Source organism: Streptomyces sp. 135 (genome assembly GCF_020026305.1).
GTDB lineage: Bacteria > Actinomycetota > Actinomycetes > Streptomycetales > Streptomycetaceae > Streptomyces.
Map to the genome: position 1 here is coordinate 3,774,496 of NZ_CP075691.1, position 14,825 is coordinate 3,789,320.

The 14,825-nt window shown below is 72.4% G+C and carries 14 protein-coding genes; 4 read left to right on the top strand and 10 right to left on the bottom strand.

The annotated features are described in order from the left end of the window. Positions 1–312 precede the first annotated feature (312 nt). The 3 genes from KKZ08_RS16880 to KKZ08_RS16890 are packed head-to-tail and all read right to left on the bottom strand — an operon-like array spanning position 313 to position 3,531. Entirely contained in the window at positions 313–1,362 is a 1,050-nt protein-coding gene (locus tag KKZ08_RS16880; RefSeq protein WP_223775246.1) for a Zn-dependent alcohol dehydrogenase, read from the bottom strand. A gap of 24 nt (positions 1,363–1,386) precedes the next feature. Further along, positions 1,387–2,601 (bottom strand): acyl-CoA dehydrogenase family protein, encoded by a 1,215-nt coding sequence (locus KKZ08_RS16885; RefSeq protein WP_223775247.1) that lies wholly within the window; start codon positions 2,599–2,601, stop codon positions 1,387–1,389. Between the two features lie 18 nt (positions 2,602–2,619). Continuing rightward, complete coding sequence (locus tag KKZ08_RS16890; RefSeq protein ID WP_223775248.1) at positions 2,620–3,531, bottom strand: SDR family NAD(P)-dependent oxidoreductase; 912 nt, start codon at positions 3,529–3,531, stop codon at positions 2,620–2,622. A gap of 83 nt (positions 3,532–3,614) precedes the next feature. Between KKZ08_RS16890 and KKZ08_RS16895 the strand changes: the two genes are divergently transcribed. Further along, positions 3,615–4,541 carry a cyclase family protein gene (locus tag KKZ08_RS16895; RefSeq protein ID WP_223775249.1) on the top strand — a complete coding sequence of 309 codons (927 nt, stop codon included), beginning with the start codon at positions 3,615–3,617 and terminating at the stop codon, positions 4,539–4,541. Positions 4,542–4,873: 332 nt separating this feature from the next. Here the strand turns inward: KKZ08_RS16895 and KKZ08_RS16900 are convergent, their stop codons facing one another. From KKZ08_RS16900 to KKZ08_RS16915, 4 genes are all read right to left on the bottom strand, one after another. After that, positions 4,874–5,356 (bottom strand): ATP-binding protein, encoded by a 483-nt coding sequence (locus KKZ08_RS16900; protein WP_223775250.1) that lies wholly within the window; start codon positions 5,354–5,356, stop codon positions 4,874–4,876. 400 nt (positions 5,357–5,756) lie between these two features. Beyond that, positions 5,757–6,596: an acyl-CoA dehydrogenase family protein gene (locus KKZ08_RS16905; RefSeq protein ID WP_223775251.1), complete on the bottom strand. Its 840-nt coding sequence runs from the start codon at positions 6,594–6,596 to the stop codon at positions 5,757–5,759. Positions 6,597–6,604: 8 nt separating this feature from the next. Next, positions 6,605–7,747 carry an acyl-CoA dehydrogenase family protein gene (locus KKZ08_RS16910; protein ID WP_223775252.1) on the bottom strand — a complete coding sequence of 381 codons (1,143 nt, stop codon included), beginning with the start codon at positions 7,745–7,747 and terminating at the stop codon, positions 6,605–6,607. Positions 7,748–7,754: 7 nt separating this feature from the next. Further along, positions 7,755–8,948 carry an amidohydrolase family protein gene (locus KKZ08_RS16915; protein ID WP_223775253.1) on the bottom strand — a complete coding sequence of 398 codons (1,194 nt, stop codon included), beginning with the start codon at positions 8,946–8,948 and terminating at the stop codon, positions 7,755–7,757. Between the two features lie 198 nt (positions 8,949–9,146). Here KKZ08_RS16915 and KKZ08_RS16920 point away from each other — a divergent pair, with 198 nt between their 5' ends. After that, entirely contained in the window at positions 9,147–10,715 is a 1,569-nt protein-coding gene (locus tag KKZ08_RS16920; RefSeq protein ID WP_223775254.1) for an AMP-binding protein, read from the top strand. Positions 10,716–10,730: 15 nt separating this feature from the next. Here the strand turns inward: KKZ08_RS16920 and KKZ08_RS16925 are convergent, their stop codons facing one another. Together KKZ08_RS16925 and KKZ08_RS16930 are read right to left on the bottom strand one after the other, a co-directional pair. Beyond that, a complete protein-coding gene (locus KKZ08_RS16925; protein ID WP_223775255.1) occupies positions 10,731–11,243 on the bottom strand; it encodes an EF-hand domain-containing protein in 513 nt (170 codons plus the stop codon). Positions 11,244–11,375: 132 nt separating this feature from the next. Then, positions 11,376–11,750: an STAS domain-containing protein gene (locus KKZ08_RS16930; RefSeq protein WP_223775256.1), complete on the bottom strand. Its 375-nt coding sequence runs from the start codon at positions 11,748–11,750 to the stop codon at positions 11,376–11,378. Positions 11,751–11,993: 243 nt separating this feature from the next. On the opposite strand from KKZ08_RS16930, the gene KKZ08_RS16935 reads away from it, so the two are divergent. Together KKZ08_RS16935 and KKZ08_RS16940 are read left to right on the top strand one after the other, a co-directional pair. Next, positions 11,994–12,572: a sigma-70 family RNA polymerase sigma factor gene (locus KKZ08_RS16935; protein WP_223775257.1), complete on the top strand. Its 579-nt coding sequence runs from the start codon at positions 11,994–11,996 to the stop codon at positions 12,570–12,572. Beyond that, a complete protein-coding gene (locus tag KKZ08_RS16940; RefSeq protein WP_223775258.1) occupies positions 12,569–13,852 on the top strand; it encodes a zf-HC2 domain-containing protein in 1,284 nt (427 codons plus the stop codon). The genes KKZ08_RS16935 and KKZ08_RS16940 overlap by 4 nt, the downstream gene beginning before the upstream one ends. Before the next feature lie 37 nt (positions 13,853–13,889). Here KKZ08_RS16940 and purU read toward each other — a convergent pair whose 3' ends face one another. Continuing rightward, entirely contained in the window at positions 13,890–14,771 is an 882-nt protein-coding gene (purU, locus tag KKZ08_RS16945; RefSeq protein WP_223775259.1) for a formyltetrahydrofolate deformylase, read from the bottom strand. Positions 14,772–14,825: the final 54 nt, after the last annotated feature.

Consider the following 14,825-nt stretch of genomic DNA (forward strand, 5'->3'; position numbering starts at 1 on the left):
GCACCCGGCAACCGACCCCGACCACAACGCACCCTCCGCCCGCCGCCCCTTTCCCGAAGCGGTGCGGGCACTCAACGGTGAAGCCCCGGGCCCCCACCGACCCGCAGCCGCCCCACGACCGGAGGGGACGTGCCGGTATGTCCGCCCGGAGCACGGCACCCACGCCCGCAGAGCCCCGAAGCACAAGGCGGCCACGCAGGCGCCGGCGAGGACGGACATACCGGCGCGGGCCCGCCCCACGACCGGTCGGGCGCCCCCGGACGAGCCGCACCGAAACCCCGAGCGCGACCACCCCACCGCACCCCACGCCACTCAAAACGTCAGCACCGCCCGCGCCACCCGCCCCGCCCCCGCATCCGCCACCGCCTTCCCGAAGTCCTCCACCGGGTACGTCACCGTCACCAGCTCATCCAGCAGCAACCGCCCCTCCCCGTACCACCGCGCGTACAGCGCGAAGTCCCGCTGCGGCGCCGAACTCCCGTACCGGCACCCGAGAATCGCCTTGTCCAGGAAGAGCGAGGCCACCACGAACGACGCCTCGGCCGTCGCCCCCGGCATCCCGAGCAGCACCGCCTGCCCATGCCGGTCCAGCAGGTCCACGGCCTCCCGCACCAGCGACACCCGCCCCACGCACTCGAAGACGTGGTCGGCCCCCTGCGGCAGCACCTCCCGCACCGCCTCCACCGACCCGAAGAAGTCCGTGGCGCCGAACCGCCGGGCGACGGCCTCCTTCGAGGGGTTCGCGTCGACGGCGACGACGGCCGACGCCCCGGCGATCCGGGCCCCCTGCAACACGTTGAGCCCGATACCACCGGCACCGATCACCACCACGGTCTCCCCGGCGGCCACCCTGGCCCGGTTCAGCACGGCCCCCACGCCCGTCACCACCGCGCACCCGATCAACGCCGCGGACGTCAGCGGAATGTCCTCGGGGATCTTCACGGCCTGCACGCCCTTGACGAGGGTGCGCTCGGCGAAGGCGGAGTTGGCGGCGAACTGGTACACCGGCTCGCCACCGCGCGAGAAGGGCCGGCCAGGCCGACCGATGGCCCGCCGGCACATGGTCGGCCGCCCCCGCCCGCACTCACCGCAGGCGCCGCAGTTCGCGATGGTGGACAGCGCCACATGGTCCCCGGGAGCCACATGCGTGACCCCGGCCCCCACCGCCTCCACCACGCCCGCCCCTTCGTGCCCGAGGACTACGGGCGACGGGAACGGAATGGTCCCGTCGATGACGGACAGATCGCTGTGGCACAGCCCGGCGGCGGCCACCGCGACCATCACCTCGCCGGGCCCCGGCTCCCTGACCTCCAGGTCCCCCACGACCTCGGCCGACTCCCCGTCAAAAACAACACCCCTCATGACACACCCCTCACGACGCACCCCTCACCGAGGCCCCCTGGCCTCTCTCGGCAGACCGAGCACGCGCTCGGCGATGATGTTGCGCTGAACCTCGTCCGAGCCGCCGTAGATGGTGTCGGCGCGGGTGAAGAGATGAAGCCGCTGGGCTTCGTCGAGTTCGTACGGCGCGTCGGCCGCCCAGTCCATGCACGCGACGGCCCCCGCCGCACCCCTCACCTGCACGGCAAGCTCCCCCAGCCACTGATGCCACCGCCCCCACAACAGCTTGGCCACACTCGGCGCCCCGGCCACCCCCGTGGCCCCGCCGCCCCCACCCCCCAACGTCCGCAACGCGTTCCACCGCATGACCCGCAGCTCCGCCCAGAGCCGCTCCAGCCGCTCCCGCACCACGGGGTCCCGCACGGCCCCCGAGGCGACCGCCTCCCGCACCACCACCGCCAACTCCGCCGCGAATGCGATCTGTTGCGCCAGCGTCGAGACGCCCCGCTCGAACCCGAGCAGCCCCATGGCGACCCGCCAGCCCTGACCCGCACCGCCCACCACATGGGCGCCGCGCGCGCGTGCGCCGTCGAAGAAGACCTCGTTGAACTCACTGGTGCCGGTCAGCTGCCGGATGGGCCGCACCTCGATCCGCCCCGGCTGGTCCATCGGCACCAGCAGGAACGACAGCCCCCGGTGCCCACGGGACCCCTCCTCCGTGCGCGCCAGCACGAAGCACCAGTCGGCCTCGTGCGCCAGCGACGTCCAGATCTTCTGCCCGGTGACGGCGTACGTCTCCCCGTCCCGCACGGCCCGCGTCCGCACCCCGGCCAGGTCGGAGCCCGCGCCCGGCTCGCTGTACCCCTGGCACCACAGCGCCTCGCCCCGGGCGATCGGCGGCAGGAACTCGTCCCGCTGCTCACGGCTGCCGTACGCCAGGAGCGTCGGCGCGAGCAGGTTCTCGCCGATGTGCCCGCAGCGGCCGGGCGCCCGCGCGCGTGCGTACTCCTCGGCCCAGACGACCTGCTGGGTGAGCGTGGCCCTCCGGTTGCCGTACGCGTCACTGTCCCAGCCGAGGCCGATCCAGCCGCCGCGACCCAACTCCCGCTCCCAGGCCCGGCGTTCCACACCGCCCTCGTGCTCGCTGCCGGGGCCGCCGCGCCCGCGCGCGCGGGCATGGTCGCCGGTGAGGTGCGCGGCGAGCCAGCGCCGCGCCTCCCCGCGGAACGCCTCGTCATCCGGCCCGAAACCGAAATCCACAGCCCAGCCCCTCCCCGCCTACGCGTTCGGGCGGGCCTTGGACGCCGCCGCCTTGGCCATGGCCTCGACCTGAGCGAGGAGCGGCATGGGGTCGGTGCCGACCGTGCCGGGCAGGAAGTCGGCGAGCTTCTCCGGTGTCCAGGCCCCGTCGGCGTAGCCCGCGCGCAGCTCACGCGGCTGCGCCCAGACGGCGATCTTGGGCCCGGCGATCGTGTAGACCTGCCCGGTGATCCCCTCCTCGCGGGCGCGGTCGCTGAGCAGGTAGGTGACGAGGGCCGCCACATCCTCGGGCTCCCCGATCTCCTTCAGCTCCATGGGTACGTTCGCCGACATCCGCGTACGGGCGACGGGGGCCACCGCGTTGGCGGTCACCCCGTACTTGTGGAGACCCAGCGCGGCGCTGCGCACCAGCGAGATGATCCCGCCCTTGGCGGCGCTGTAGTTGGCCTGGGCGACGGACCCCTGGTGGTTGCCGCTGGTGAAGCCGATGAGGGTGCCCGAGCCCTGCTTCCGCATCACCGCCGAGGCGGCCCGGAAGACGGTGAAGGTGCCCTTCAGGTGGGTGGCGACCACCGGGTCCCACTCCCCCTCCGACATGTTGAACAGCATCCGCTCGCGGAGGATCCCGGCGACGCACACGACCCCGTCGAGGCGGCCGTACTCGGCGAGCGCGACGTCGACGATCCGCTGCCCGCCCGCCATGGTGGAGATGTCGTCCGCGACGGCCACGGCTTCGCCGCCCGCGGCCCGGATCTCCTCGACCACGGCGTCGGCCACCTCGCTGGCGGGCTCACCGCCCTCCATGGAGACCCCGTAGTCGTTGGCGACGACCCGCGCGCCCTCGGCGGCCGCGGCGAGCGCGACGGCCCTGCCGATGCCGCGCCCGGCACCGGTGACGGCCACCACCTTGCCTGCCAAGAAGTTCCCCACGCCGGCCCCTTCCCGCGGTTTCTGACGGACCGTTAGATTCTATGGCCGGTCGGACACCGGAAGACAAGACCCGCGGAGGACCCATGTCACTGCCGCCCGAGTTCCACGCCATCGCCAAGCGCGTGAACAACTGGGGCCGTTGGGGCCCCGACGACGAGATCGGCACCCTGAACCTCATCACCGACGACGTCGTACGGGCGGCCGCCGCCGAGGTCCGCTCCGGGCGCCGCGTCCCGCTCGCGCTGACCCTCAAGGAGGACGGCGTCCAGACGGGTTTGATCCCCGGCCGCATGAACCCCCTGCACACCATGGTGCAGATCAACCAGGAGCTCTTCGGCCCGGGCACGGTCGCCACCAGCGACGACGCCGTGACGATGGGGCTCCAGGCGGCCACCCACTGGGACGCGCTGACCCACGCGTCACACTCCGGGAAGATCTACAACGGCCGCCCCGCGGACACCATCGCGGCCCACACGGGCGCCCGGTTCAGCGGCATCGACAAGGTGCCGTACGTCGTCTCGCGCGGCGTCCTGCTGGACGTGGCCCGCGCCAAGGGGCTCGACCGGCTGCCGGGGGATCACGCCGTGACACCCGAAGACCTGGACGAGGCGGCGGAGTTCGGCGGTGTCACGGTCCGCGCCGGCGACATCGTCCTCGTCCGCACGGGACAGATCCAGGTCTACCTGGCGGGCGACAGACACGCGTACGGCCACCCGTCCCCGGGCCTTTCACTGCGTACGCCCGAGTGGTTCCACGCGCGGGACGTGGCGGCGGTCGCCGACGACACCCTGACCTTCGAGATCTTCCCGCCGGAGATCGAGAACCTGTGGCTGCCCGTGCACGCGCTGCACCTGGTCGAGATGGGGATGCTGCAGGGCCAGAACTGGGATCTGGAAAAGTTGTCCACAGCCTGTGCGCAAGAAGGGCGTTACGCCTTCCTGCTCTCCGCGATGCCCGAGCCGTTCGCAGGCGGGACCGGGACGCCCGTGGCGCCGGTGGCGGTGCTGTGACCCGGCGCCCCTCCAAGCGGCGGCACGGCGGCGCGTCGGCTTCCGCCCCGAGCGCGATGCCGCGCGCCGCCATCCGGCTCGGCGCTCGACACTGCCCCTCATGACCCCGAGGGGACCGACGCCGACCACGCGACCCACATCTCGTCAAGGGCCTCCGTCACCGAGCGCCCTTGACGTCCCCTCGCGGCGAATCGCTGCTCACAAGCGTGATCAATCGGACACGTTACGTCAACACCCTGCCGGGGGTTAATGGCCCATGCCCGGCTCGTCCTACCCGCGCACGGGTGCGCGTCGTGGCACACGACGGCGCATACAGCCCGGGGCGGACGGGGTCAGACGGCTTCGTACGCCACGTCGGCATCGGTGTCGCCGTACGACGCGCCGTCGAAGGTCACCGCGGCGACCCCGGCGTCGCACCGGTCGACCTCGCACCAGATGCTCTTGCCGCCACCCTCGGGCTGCCAGCCCCAGCGGTCGGCGAGACCGTCGACGAGCTCCAGGCCGCGGCCGTTGGTGTCGTCACCCTCCGCGTGCCGCTGTCTGGGCGGGCGGGCACTGCGGTCGGCCACCTCCACCCGGACCGTCGCCGGCGCGTCGTCGGGAACGCCGGGGAGGAGCATGCGCAGGACGGCCGGACAGCCCGTGTGCACAACGGCGTTGGTGACCAGTTCCGAGATCAGCAGGATCAGCGTCTCGGCCACCGGCTCGTCGGCTTCTATGCCCGATCCCGCCAGTCGGGAGCGGGCCCATCTCCTGGCCCGCCCCACCTCCGCGGGGTCGGCCCCGACCTCCAGCTGAACTTGAAGCACCTGCACCGCTCACACCATCCGAACCGGCGGACACATCGCCTCGCGACTCCACGGGGTCACGGAACGTGATCCCCTTGGGAGACAGCATGATTGACGTTCAGTCACCCCAACAAGCGCTTCGGGCATATTCCAGCGCGAAGGAGTACGCGTGCTGCATACTGTGCGACGCGTAGCGCGGGGGGTCGAACAGACGGGCACGAGGCCCGCTCCTGCACGGCGAGCGGCGCGCATTGCCGGACCCGGAGCCGCCGCGGGGGCAGCACCGGGATGGCTCAGCCTCAGAACCACTCGCATCTGAGACAAGGTACTAGAGGCGGACGCCGACTCCGGGCCGTGACGACTCACGCGGAGGACACAACCCGGTATCGACGCCTCCGTCAACGCTCCGTAGTGTCATCACTCCCTGTCACAGCGCGGCCGCCAGCGCTTCCTGCGCCTCGTCGGCCCGTTGTCCCAGCTCGGCGCGGACCCAGGCCCGCTTGAGGTGCAGATGCACCTCGGACTCCCAGGTGAACCCCATGCCGCCGTGCACCTGGAGACAGTCGCGGGCGTTGCGTACGGCGGCGTCGTCGGCCAGCAGCTTGGCGCCGCGGATCTCGCGCGTGTCCCGGGTCACGGCGGCGGCGTACACGGCGGCGCGGGCGACCTCGGCGCGCACCAGCATCCGCGCGCAGAGGTGCTTCACGGCCTGGAACGCCCCGATGGGCTGCCCGAATTGTTCGCGATCGCCGGCATATCGCACGGCCATCTCGCAGGTCCGGGCGGCGCTGCCGAGCTGTTCGGCGGCGTACAGCAGCGCGCCCCGGCCCGGGCGCGGCGGTCCCGGCACGCGGTGCAGCGGTGTCAGCGGGTCGACGGAGCGCAGGGCGACGGCCCCGCTCACGTCCCCCTGGACGGCGTCCGCCTCCGCGAGCCAGGGCACCAGCGTTCCGTCGACGGCGGTGACGACGGCGTCTCCGGACCAGGCACCCTCCACCTCGCCCGCCGCCAGGAACGACGCCACGGCGGGGCCGGGGAGCAGGGCCCGTCCCGCCTCCTCGAAGGCCAGTACGGCCTCCGGCAGCCCCAGGCCGACGCCCCCGCGCTCCTCGGGCAGGGCCAGGGAGAAGAAGCCGGCCTCGCCCAGCTCCTTCCACAGGGCGCGGTCGACGCGGTCCACGGCGTCCCGCAAGGAGAACCGCCCCGCCAGGATGTCCCGCATCCCGGAGCGCAAGGCCCGCTGCTCATCCGTGAGTTGGAAATCCATACCGTCCCTCACCGCCCCTTCGGGAGACCGAGGATCCGCTCGGCCACGATGTTCTGCTGGATCTGCGAGGTGCCCGCGGCGATCGTGTAGGACAGCGAGGACAGCCGGTCGAGGTTCCACGCGTGCCCGAGGTCGAGGGCGTCCGCGCCGAGCACTTCGGCGGCGGCGTCGTACAGCTCCTGGCGAGCGTGCGAGTACCGCAGCTTGAAGACGGAGCCGCCCACGCCGGGCACCCCGCCGGTGCGCTGCGCCTCGCTCACGTTCCACTGCGTGAGCCGCCACAGCGCGGTGAACTCCGCGCCGAGCCGCCCGAGCCTGCGCCGCAGCGCCACGTCGTCCCAGCGGCCGTTCGCGCGGGCCTCGCGGGCGATCTCCCCGAGGACCCGCCGGCAGGCCACCACCTCCCCCACGAAGGCGGTGCCGCGCTCGTAGGAGAGGGTCACCATGGTCACGCGCCAGCCGTCGTTCTCGGCGCCGACGCGGTTGGCCGCCGGCACCCGCACCTCGTCGAGGAACACCTCGGCGAACTCGGTGGAGCCGGCCAGCGTCCGCAGCGGGCGCACGGTGATGCCGGGGGCGTCCATCGGCATCGCGAGCCAGGTGATGCCGCGGTGCTTGGGCACGGCCTCGCTCACCGGCGCCGTCCGCACGAGCAGCTCGCACCAGTCGGCGACCTCCGCGTGCGAGGTCCAGATCTTGGACCCGCTCACCACGTAGTGGTCGCCGTCGCGCCACGCGCGCGTGCGCAGCGACGCGAGGTCGGAGCCCGCGTCGGGTTCGCTGAACCCCTGGCACCACACCTCGTCGCCGCGCAGCACGGGCGGCAGCCACCGCTCCCGCTGCTCGGGCGTGCCCTCGGAGGCGATGGTCGGTCCCGCGTGCAGCAGGCCCACGAAGTTGGCGCCCACATAGGGGGCGCCCGCCTTCTCCGTCTCCTCCAGGAAGATCAGCCGCTGGGTGGGCGGCGCGTCCCAGTGGACGTGGCCGTAGCCCGCGTCGTACAGCATGCGCTGCCAGGAGGTGTCGTACGCGCGCCGTGCGGGCCAGTCCTGCGGGGAGGGCCTGGCGGGAAGGCGCGGGAGCACGCTCGCGAGCCACTCCCGCAGGCCTGCCCGGAAGGCTTCCTCCTCCTCGGTGTAGGTGAGGTCCACGCGCGGCCTACTTGTCCAGGTCCAGGCCGAGCATGCGGATGGCGTTGCCGCGCATCAGCTTGTACACCGTCTCGTCGTCGAGTCCCTCGACGTGGTCGAGGGCGACCTCCTTGGTGTGCGGGAAGGTCGAGTCGACGTGCGGGTAGTCGGTCTCGAAGGTGGCGTTGTCCCGGCCGACGACGTCCAGGGAGGCCACGCCGTGCTTGTCGCGGAAGAAGCAGCAGAAGATCTGCCGGTAGTAGTACGTGGAGGGCGGCTCGGGGACCAGGTCCTTCACGCCGCCCCAGGCGCGGTGCTCCTCCCACACGTCGTCGGCGCGTTCCAGGGCGTACGGGATCCAGCCCATCTGCCCCTCGGAGTAAGCCAGTTTGAGGGCCGGGAACTTCACGAGGACGCCGCTGAACAGGAAGTCCATCATCGACGCCATGGCGTTGTTGAAGGAGAGCGCGGCCTGCACGGCGGGCGGGGCGTCGGGGGAGGCGGCGGGCATCTGGGAGGACGAGCCGATGTGCATGTTCACGACCGTGCCGGTCTCCTGGCAGGCCGCGAAGAACGGATCCCAGTAGCCGGAGTGGATCGAGGGCAGCCCCAGGTGGGTCGGGATCTCCGAGAAGGTGACGGCCCGCACGCCCCGCGCGGCGTTCCGCTCGATCTCGGCGACCGCGAGGCCGATGTCCCACAGCGGGATGATGCAGAGCGGGATCAGCCGGCCGCCGCTGTCGCCGCACCACTCGTCGACCATCCAGTCGTTGTAGGCGCGTACGCAGGCGAGGGCGACCTCCTTGTCGTGGGCCTCGGCGAAGGTCTGGCCGCAGAAGCGCGGGAAGGTGGGGAAGCACAGGGAGGCCTCGACGTGGTTGAGGTCCATGTCCTTCAGGCGGGCGACCGGGTCCCAGCAGCCGCGCCGCATCTGAGCGCGCGTGATGCCCTCCAGGGTCATGTCGTCGCGGTCGAAGCCGACGGCGGCGATGTTGCGCTTGTACGGGAACTTGAGGTCCTCGTAGACCCACCAGTCGGTGGGCGGCCCTTCGGGGTCCATCGTGATCTGGTACTTGCCGCCCACGTAGGCGAGTTCGCCGATGCCGGCGGTCAGCGGCCTCGGGCCGCGGTCGCGGTACTTCGCGGGCAGCCAGGTCTCGAAGAGATGCGCGGGTTCGATCACATGGTCGTCGACGCTGACGATCCGAGGAAGCTCGGTCATGGTGTCCCCTCCTTGCGCGAAAGGGGGTCATCCCTCCGGCACCTCCGGGAATCTGATGACCCGTCAGAATGCAGGCTAGCCCCGCGCCTATGGACCGACAAGGCGGCGAGGCCTACGCTCTGCGCACGATCTGACGGACCATCAGCCAAGGCGGCGTGGTGCCCGTCCGTCCGTTCCTGGCCGACCCGGGGGGACCACATGAGCACCGCACGGCACGAAACCGCGTACGAACTCGGCGCCTCGCGCACGCTCTGGGAACTGGTCGAGCGCCGCGCCGCCCACACCCCCGACACGCCCGTCCTCGTCCAGGCCGCCGCCGATCCCGCCGACGACCGCATGCTCACCTTCGGCGCCCTGCGCGAGCGCGCCGAGCGGGTCGCCGCCGGGCTGTACGGCATGGGGGTGCGCCCCGGCACGGTCGTCGCCTGGCAGCTGCCCACCCGCATCGAGACGGCCCTGCTCTCCTTCGCCCTGGCCCGCGTCGGCGCCGTGCAGTCGCCGGTCATCCCCTTCTACCGCGACCGCGAAGTCGGCTTCGCGCTCCGACAGTCCGGCGCGGAGTTCTTCGCCGTGCCCGGCGTGTGGCGCGGCTTCGACCACGCGCGGATGGCGCGGCGGCTCGGCGCCAAGGGCGTCTTCGAGGCGTACGAGGAACTGCCCGACGCCGATCCGTCGATCCTTCCCCCACCGCCCTCCGACGGCACGTCCGTACGCTGGATCTACTGGACGTCGGGCACCACGTCCGCCCCCAAGGGCGTCCTGCACACCGACCGCTCCCTGCTCGCGGGCGGCTCGTGCCTGGCCCACGCGCTGCGGCTGACGCCCTCGGACGTCGGCTCGATGGCGTTCCCCTACGCGCACATCGCAGGCCCCGACTACACGGTGATGCTGCTCCTGTACGGCTTTCCTGCGGTGCTGTTCGAGCACTTCGCGCTGCCGGACGCGCTGGACGGCTACCGGCGGCACGGCGTGACCGTGGCGGGCGGGTCGACGGCCTTCTACTCCATGTTCCTGGCCGAGCAGCGCAAGCTGCCGCCGGGCGAGAAGCTCATCCCGACGCTGCGGCTCCTGGCGGGCGGCGGCGCGCCCAAGCCGCCGGAGATCTACCACGCCGTCGTCCGCGAGATGGGCTGCCAACTGACCCACGGATACGGCATGACCGAGGTCCCGATGATCACCATGGGCGACCCGGAGGACACGGCCGAGAACCTGGCGACGACCGAGGGCCGCCCCCCGGCCGGCATGGAGATCCGCGTGACCGGTCCCGACGGCCGGGAACTGCCCCCGGGGACGGACGGCGAGGTCCGGCTGCGCGGGGAGGCCGTCTGCCGGGGCTATGTGGATCCGGCCCAGAGCGCGGCCGCCTTCGACGCCGACGGTTTCCTGATCACCGGCGACCTCGGGCACCTCACCGGAAGCGGCCATCTGGTCCTCACCGGGCGGGCGAAGGACGTCATCATCCGCAAGGGCGAGAACATCTCCGCCAAGGAGATCGAGGACCTGCTCCACCGCCACCCGGCCGTCGGCGACGCGGCGGTCGTCGGACTGCCCGACCCCGAACGCGGGGAGCGGGTCTGCGCGGTCGTCGAACAGCGTCCCGGGACGCCGGGGCTGACCCTGGACGCGGTCACCTCGTACCTGCGCGGGGAAGGCCTCGCCCCCTACAAGCTGCCGGAACAGCTGGAGGTGGTCGAGGCCCTCCCCCGCAACGAGACACTGCGCAAGGTGCTCAAGTACAAGCTGCGGGAGCGCTTCTCACCCGCCTGACACCTGAGGGCAGCGCTACTCGGGAACCGTGAAGTACTCCGCGAAGGCCTGCACGATCTCCTGCTCGGCGACCTTGCCGTCACCGTCGGCGTCGAGCCCCTCGGCCGTCGCCCCCGCGAGCTCCTCGGGCACGCCGAGCGCCTTGAGCGCGCGCCGGAGCTCGTCCGGGGCTACCTCTCCGTCGCCGTCGGAGTCCGCGATGGCGATCGCCGCGTGCAGGAAGGGCCGCGCGATCTCGGCGAACCGGCCGGGGTTGTCCCGCAGCCGCTTCACCGCGCCGCCCACGAACTCGCCCTGGGTGATCCGCTGGTCGCCGTCCCGGTCCGCGATCCCGGCCATGCCCTGCCAGAACGCCTCGGCGCCGGTGTAGAGCGCCTGTCCCTTGTCGGACCGCGCCGTCGCGCCGAACTCCTTGCACAGGGCGGCCGCCGCCGTACTGAAGTCCTCACGGGAGATGTAGTCGTTGCCGTCCTGGTCGAAGGTGGCGAACCGGGCCGCGATCCTACGCTCGTACTCGGCACTGTCCATGGTCTTCGGGCCGCCTCACTTCCGCAGTTGGGTGCACGTCAGGGGGTGGGTACCCCGGCAGCGAGCGTACGTCGTCAAAGGCCACCCGGAGGGGTGATGTGCTGCACTGATGCGCGCGACGCCGCCGTTCCGTCAGGCCGAGAGCGGCGTCGCCTCCTCGTCGAGGGCCGCCCCGACGTCCGGGAAGACCTCGAAGAGCCTGCGGACACCGAGCGCCGCGAGGACGCGGTTGACGTGGCTGCCGTCGACGGCGCCCTGCGCGGGCAGGATCAGCCGCAGCCGGCCCTGGCAGGAGCGGATCAGGCGGCGCGTGGCGATCAGCACCCCGACACCGCTGGAGTCGCAGAACAGCACGTCGGAGAGGTCGAGGACGACGCTGCGGCGGCCGTCCGCCACGGCGTCGTGCACGCGCTGGCGCAGCACGGGCGAGGTCAGCAGGTCCATCTCGCCGGACACGCGCAGCACGGTCCAGCCGGACTCCTGGCCCACCGCCACCTTGAGCGTCACGCGCCACGCCTCTCGCTCGCCCTGATCCGGAAGCTGTTCTTACGCTTCGTTCCGCTTCGGCTGCCCCACCGCTCTTCCATGAAACACCAAGGGACCACCGTCAATATCATCTGGTGCCCGGTCAGGGGTGCGCTTTGCCGCAAACAGGAGTGAACTGTCAGTGGTCGCGACTACATTCGAGGCTGAGCACACTCGGAACAGGACCGGAACGGGCAACAGGGTCAAGCGCATGAGGGGGGCCGCATGCCGAAGGACGCGCCGCGGCACTGGGACCGCCGGATGCAGCAGCGGCTCGCGCACGGGGAGGCCGCCGCCCTGGGCGAGCTGTACGACCGCTTCGCCTCGCTCGTGCACGGCCTCGCCCACCGCGTCCTCGGCGACGAGAGCGCCGCCGACCGCATCACCCGCGAGGTCTTCGCCCACATCTGGGAGAACCCCGACGCGTACGACCCGCGGCAGGGCCCCCTGCGCTCCTGGCTCGCCACGCTCACCCACCAGCGGGCCGTGCGCAGGCTCCGCCAGACCGAGGCCGCTGCCCTCGCCCTCGGCGGCGAGGGGACCACGGAGGACCTGGAGCGCAAGGTCCGCCGCGCCTCCGCGGCGGCCCGCGCCGACTACATCGTCACGGCCATGCCCGCCCCGCTGCGGGCCGCCCTGGAGCTCGCGTATTTCCAGCGGCGCGACTACCGCCAGGCGGCGGCCGACCTCGGCGTGACCGAGGACGAGGCCCGGCGCAGGCTCCGCCTCGGCCTCCAGCTCCTGTCGACGGCCAACGACACCGCGGATCCCTCGGGTCCGCCGGGATACGGGACAGCGCCGTGACCGGCTCCGAGGGCCCCGAGCCCGCCGAGGAGCCGGACGGCCCCGGCAGCACCGACCGGCGCGACGGCCCGCGCATACCGATGCCCCGCTCCTCCGTGGAGGACACCGGGCAGCCCGTGCCCGACCCGCCCGCGCCCCTCGTCCTGGAGCACCGCGTCCTGAAATCCCTGCTCGGCGCCTGGGCGCTCGCCGCGTGCTCCGCGGCCGAGGCCACCGCCGTCGAGGAGCACCTGGGCGACTGCGGGCCCTGCGCGGAGGAGGCGCTGCGGCTGCGGGACGCCGTCGGCCTGCTGCACCCCGAGGAGAGCCTCGACCTCGACCCCGGGCTGCGCTCGCGCGTCCTGGAGAGCTGCCTCGGCCGCCGCCCGCCGCGCATCCCCGTGCCCGAGTGGGCCGTGCCCTACGACGCGGAGACCGCCCGCCTCGACGCCCTGCTGCGGGACATCGGTCACTCGGAGTGGCACGCACCCGTGCGGCTGCGCTGGTTCGAGCGGGACGGCCAGGTGCAGAGGAAGACCACCGTGGCCGGCGTCATCGCGCATCTCCTCGCCGTCGACGGCCTGGTCGGGCTCGCCCTCGGCCTCGATGACCCGCTGGGGCCGTCGGCCGGGGACCCGCAGCTCCCGGCCCACCGCACCGAGGCGTACTGGCAGGCGTCGCGCTTCCCGCCCACGCGCGCGGTGCGGGGCCCCTGGCGGGACCAGACGCACGAGATCGTCCGCACGGTGTCCTTCGCGGGCGACGGCTCGGGACGCCTCCCCGTGCCGTACGGGACGGTGCCGGCGCCGCCCGATGAAGGGGCCGGGCAGAAGATCGAGGTGCCGCTGCGGGACGCGATGGTGGACCGCGCCTTCGAGTGCTGGATCCACGCGGGCGACATCGCCGAGGCCGTCGACTACCCCTACGACCCGCCCTCGCCCCGGCACCTCCACCGCATGATCGACCTTGCCGCCCGGATGCTCCCGGACACGCTGGCCGACCGCCGCCGCTCCGGGCTGGCCGCGCCGCCCCGCGATCTCGTCGCGGCCGGTGCGCCGGGCCGCAGCCTGCGCCTGGAGATCGAGGGCCTCGGCGGCGGCGAGTGGTTCATCGCGCTGGACTCGCCGGGCGCCACCGCCTCCGCCGAGCGGGAGGTGGCCCATGTGGCCCTGGACGGCGTCGAGTTCTGCCGGCTGGCCGCGGGCCATGTCTCGCCGGTGGAGGCCGCAGCGGGCCAGGACGGCGACCGCGAGGCGATCCGTGACGTCCTGTTCGCGGCCGCCTCGCTCAGCAGGATGTGAGCCCGGCCCTCCAAGCCCAGCCCTTGGGTGAGGGGCGTCAGGCGAAGACGACCGTACGGCGGCCGTTGAGCAGGATCCGCCGCTCCGCGTGCCACTTGACGGCCCGGGCCAGCGCCTGGCACTCCACGTCACGGCCGATCGCCACCAGCTGGTCGGGGGTCACGTCGTGGCCGACGCGCTCGACCTCCTGCTCGATGATCGGCCCCTCGTCGAGGTCGGCCGTCACATAGTGCGCGGTGGCGCCGATCAGCTTCACGCCGCGCGCGTGCGCCTGGTGGTAGGGCTTCGCGCCCTTGAAGCTCGGCAGGAAGGAGTGGTGGATGTTGATGATCCGCCCGCTCAGCTCCTTGCACAGGTCGTCCGAGAGCACCTGCATGTAGCGGGCGAGGACGACCAGCTCCACGTCCTCCGCGCGCACGATCTCCAGCAGCCTCGCCTCGGCCTGCGGCTTGTTGTCCCTGGTCACCGGGATGTGGTGGAAGGGGATGTCGTACGAGGCGACGAGCTCGGCGAAGTCGGTGTGGTTGGAGACGACGGCGGCGATCTCCACCGGCAGCGCGCCGATCCGCGAGCGGAACAGCAGGTCGTTCAGGCAGTGCCCGAACTTCGACACCAGCAGGACGACCCGCATCTTCTCCTCGGCGCGGTGGATCTGCCAGTCCATGTGGAAGGAGTCGCCGATCGCCGCGAAGCTCGCCCGCAGCTTGTCGACGGTCACCGGGGCCTCGGCGGAGAAGTGGACGCGCATGAAGAACAGTCCGGTGTCGTGGTCACCGAACTGCTGGCTGTCCTCGATGTTGCAGCCGGTCATGAAGAGGTAACTCGACACGGCGTGCACGATGCCCTGCTTGTCGGGGCAGGAGAGGGTGAGGACGTACTGCTCAGCGGGGGCGGCGGGGGCGGCGGACTGCTCGTTCATGCGCCCAAGGTTCCCATATGCGACGGCCGCCGAGGACCGGCGTCCCGCAGGACG

Bases quoted from the DNA above. Each gene is read 5' to 3' on its own strand.
- KKZ08_RS16915 (WP_223775253.1), bottom strand. From the start codon at position 8,948: ATGACCGAGCTTCCTCGGATCGTCAGCGTCGACGACCATGTGATCGAA.
- KKZ08_RS16895 (WP_223775249.1), top strand. From the start codon at position 3,615: ATGTCACTGCCGCCCGAGTTCCACGCCATCGCCAAGCGCGTGAACAAC.
- purU (WP_223775259.1), bottom strand. From the start codon at position 14,771: ATGAACGAGCAGTCCGCCGCCCCCGCCGCCCCCGCTGAGCAGTACGTC.
- KKZ08_RS16920 (WP_223775254.1), top strand. From the start codon at position 9,147: ATGAGCACCGCACGGCACGAAACCGCGTACGAACTCGGCGCCTCGCGC.
- KKZ08_RS16925 (WP_223775255.1), bottom strand. From the start codon at position 11,243: ATGGACAGTGCCGAGTACGAGCGTAGGATCGCGGCCCGGTTCGCCACC.
- KKZ08_RS16935 (WP_223775257.1), top strand. From the start codon at position 11,994: ATGCCGAAGGACGCGCCGCGGCACTGGGACCGCCGGATGCAGCAGCGG.
- KKZ08_RS16880 (WP_223775246.1), bottom strand. From the start codon at position 1,362: ATGAGGGGTGTTGTTTTTGACGGGGAGTCGGCCGAGGTCGTGGGGGAC.
- KKZ08_RS16905 (WP_223775251.1), bottom strand. From the start codon at position 6,596: ATGGATTTCCAACTCACGGATGAGCAGCGGGCCTTGCGCTCCGGGATG.